Below are 3426 nucleotides of genomic sequence, written 5' to 3'. Positions count from 1 at the left end.
CGCATGGGCCCGAGGCATGCCTCGGGCGGGTTGGGCAGGACGCCCAACCCCGGTCTTGCCGTGTGCGCAGGACTGCGCACACGAGCAAGCGGCGATCGAGGCTACAAGGACGTACTTGCGCCGTCCCCCGCAATCGGACCCGCCCTGCCATCCCGCAGGAAGCCAGCTGTTGCTGTTGCTTTAGCTCCAGCCTTGGCTGCTGCGGGTGCCGGGCGGCAGCCCGGCTCAGGCGCCGAAGCGTTCGTCGTCCATCGCCATCAGCGGGGCGGCGCCGGCCTGGATCGCGGCGGCGTGGCTGAGCGTGCGCGGCAACACGCGGGCGAAGTAGAACCGTGCGGTTTCGCGCTTGCCCTGGGCGAAGGCGGCGCCATGCGCGCTGGCATCGGCGGCGGCCACGCTGCGGGCCCACCAGTAGGCCAGCACCACGTAACCCGAATAGAACAGGTAGTCGTAGCTGGCCGCGCCGAGTTCGTCCGGATTGGCGGCCGAACGCTGCAGCACATCCATGGTCAGCTTGCCCCATTCGGCGGCCTTGGCGCGCAGCGGGCCGATGAACTCCGCCAGCGCTTCGTCGCCCTCGTTGGCCTTGGCGAACGCCTCGATCTCGGCCAGCATCAGCTTCAGGCCGGCACCCTGGCTGGACGCGGTCTTGCGACCGATCAGGTCCAGCGCCTGGATGCCGGTGGTGCCTTCATACAGCGTGGTGATGCGCGCATCGCGGGCCAGCTGCTCCATGCCGTGTTCGCGGATGTAGCCGTGGCCGCCGAAGCACTGCAGGGCGTTGTAGGTGTTCTCGATGCCCCATTCGGTCTGGCAGGCCTTGGAGATCGGGGTCAGGAAGCTCACCAGGGTGTCGGCGCGCTCACGCTCGGCGGCATCGTCGGCGTGGTGGGCGACGTCGATCAGGGTGGCCGCGTGCAGTGCCAGCAGGCGGCTGCCTTCGACCAGCGACTTGATGGTCAGCAGCATGCGCCGCACATCCGGGTGCACCAGGATCGGATCGGCCGGCTTGTCCGGGAATTTGGCGCCGCTGAGCGAGCGCGACTGCAAGCGCTCGCGGCTGTACTTCAGTGCGTTCTGATAGGCGCGCTCGGACAGGCCGATACCCTGCAGGCCGACACCCAGGCGCGCAGTGTTCATCATGGTGAACATGGCCTGCAGGCCCTTGTGCGGCTGGCCAACCAGATAGCCCTGCGCACCATCGAAGTTCATCACGCAGGTGACCGAACCCTTGATGCCCATCTTGTGTTCGATCGAGCCACAGCGCAGCGCGTTGCGCTCGCCGACGTTGCCATCGCGGTCGACCTTGAATTTCGGGGTGACGAACAGCGAGATGCCCTTTGCACCCGGGGGCGCGTCAGGCAGCTTGGCCAGCACCAGGTGCACGATGTTACCGGTCAGGTCGTGCTCGCCGGCGGTGATGAAGATCTTGGTGCCGGTGATCGAATAGCTGCCGTCGGCATTCGGCTCGGCCTTGGTCTTGAGCAGGCCCAGGTCGGTGCCGCAATGCGGTTCGGTCAGGCACATGGTGCCGGTCCAGCGGCCTTCGATCAGCGGCTTCAGGAAGGCCTCGTGCTGCCATGCTTCGCCGTGCTGCTTCAGTGCTTCGATGGCGCCGTGCGAGAGCAGCGGGAAATTGCCCCAGGCGAGATTGGCGGCATTGATCATTTCGTTGAGCGGCACGCCCAGGGTGTGCGGGAGGCCCTGTCCGCCCAGTTCCGGTGCGGCGGTCAGGCCGGTCCAGCCGCCGTCCACGAACTGGTCATAGGCCTGCTTGAAGCCGGGCGGGGTGGTCACTTCGCCGCTGGCCTGGTCGAGCACGCAGCCGATCTCATCGCCGACGCTGTTGAGCGGCGCCAGCACGGTGGCGCTGAAACGGCCGGCTTCTTCCAGCACGGCATCGACCACGTCGGCGGTGGCGTCGGTGAAGCCCAGGCGGGCGAACAGGGGTTCGACCTTGAGCACGTCGTGCAGGCCGAAACGGAGGTCGGAAAGCGGGGCGGTGTAGCTGCTCATCAGGTACGTCTCGATCAGGGACAGGGGGAGCGGCGGCAGGCGCCGCGGCGGAAAGTGGAGTCAGCGCAGCACGCCGGGCAGGCCCGGGGCCTGGTTGAGGGTGCTGCGGCTGCTGATGTCGAAGCTGCGCTGCTTCTTTTCCTGCGGCGTGGCCGCCACCGAACCCTTCAGGCCATAAGCGAGGGTGCGATTGCCGGCCAGCGCGTCGGCCACCACCAGGCGTGCGGCCGAGCTGGGCACGAGGTCGACATTGATGACGTCGGCCGAGGTGCCGCCGATGGAGATGCCAGGCTTGGCCTGCAGGGTGCCGGCTTCGGTGTCGCCGACGGTCAGGGCCAGGGAGACATCATCGAAGGTCATCGGCATCGAGCTGTAGTTCTGCAGGCGCAGGGCTACGGTCCAGTTGCCGTCGGCGCGCACGGTCAGCTGCTGCAGGCTGGCCGCCGGTTCCGAAACACGCTTGACGATGCCGTTGTTGCAGGCAACAAGGGCGAGGGTGCACAGGACGATCAAGGCGATACGGAAACGGTGGAGCATGGGCGCAGGTCCTCTGGAGGGGTGCGTTGGATAAGCATACTACGGCGTATGGTCGTTTGGATCGCCTGTGGCGACCCGTCGCAGAGGGTAGCGCGTGAAGATGGCGGCCGGGCGTGCGCGGCGCCGGATGGCGCGCGCGTGGTGCGCCGGATGCGGCGCGGTTCAGTCGGCGGGCGTGTTGCGAATCGGAGCCATTAGGCGCAGTGGGCCGAGGTCGTAGCCCATCGTCTCGGCTTTCTCTTTCAACTGTTCGAACCGGGCGCGATCCATTTCCGGCAGGCGCGAGAGGATCCACAGGTACTTACGGTCCGGCTCGCCGACCAACGCCCACTGATAGTCCGGGTCCAGTGCCAGGACCCAGTAGTCCGCCCAGACCAGTGGCACCCAGCTCAGCCAGTCCGGCACAAAGCGCACCTGCAGTTGGCCGGGATGGCCGGCAACCGGGCGTGCCACGCCTTCAGCAACCACGCGTTCTCCGTCGCCGTTGCGGCAGGCATTGGTGACACTGATGCGGCCATCGCGGCGCAGCCCGTAGTTGGCGGTGATCTCGCCGACGCACTGCTTCTGGAACGACACCGGAAGATGCGCGATCTCGTGCCACTGGCCTGCGTAGCGATCGATGTCCAGCGTGTCGACTGCGCGCACCGGTTCGGCGGCGATCACCGGGGAGGCGGCCAGCAGCAGGCAGGCGAGCAGGGCGGGGCGAAGATGCATGGGCGGCTCCAGACAGGAGTCTGGAGCGTAGGTGGCACGGCGCGAGGTGGTGTAAATGTTTCGTCAACCAGGCGGCGCTGGCCGGGCCTGGATCCACGCCTTGCGAGGATGGCAGATCGCAGACAAAAAAAGACCTGCATTTCTGCAGGTCTCGAAAGA

At 67.0% G+C, this 3426-nt stretch carries 3 protein-coding genes; all 3 read right to left on the bottom strand.

Annotation, left to right across the window (positions count from 1 at the left end):
- Positions 1-225: 225 nt before the first annotated feature.
- The 3 genes from V9K93_RS20585 to V9K93_RS20575 all read right to left on the bottom strand — a co-directional run bounded on the left by V9K93_RS20585 (position 226) and on the right by V9K93_RS20575 (position 3267).
- On the bottom strand, positions 226-2016 hold the full coding sequence (locus tag V9K93_RS20585) for an acyl-CoA dehydrogenase C-terminal domain-containing protein (protein ID WP_337303133.1): 1791 nt from the start codon (positions 2014-2016) through the stop codon (positions 226-228).
- A 60-nt stretch (positions 2017-2076) separates the two neighbouring features.
- On the bottom strand, positions 2077-2553 hold the full coding sequence (locus V9K93_RS20580) for an LEA/WHy family protein (RefSeq protein ID WP_006380397.1): 477 nt from the start codon (positions 2551-2553) through the stop codon (positions 2077-2079).
- Between the two features lie 162 nt (positions 2554-2715).
- Positions 2716-3267 (bottom strand): lipocalin family protein, encoded by a 552-nt coding sequence (locus tag V9K93_RS20575; RefSeq protein ID WP_136639749.1) that lies wholly within the window; start codon positions 3265-3267, stop codon positions 2716-2718.
- Between the last annotated feature and the right edge of the window lie 159 nt (positions 3268-3426).

Source organism: Stenotrophomonas sp. CCNWLW162, assembly GCF_037203745.1.
In the GTDB taxonomy this organism is placed as follows: Bacteria; Pseudomonadota; Gammaproteobacteria; order Xanthomonadales; family Xanthomonadaceae; genus Stenotrophomonas; species Stenotrophomonas maltophilia_AQ.
The sequence above is the reverse complement of the archived record's forward strand: the minus strand, read 5'-3'. Positions and strand labels throughout refer to the sequence as shown.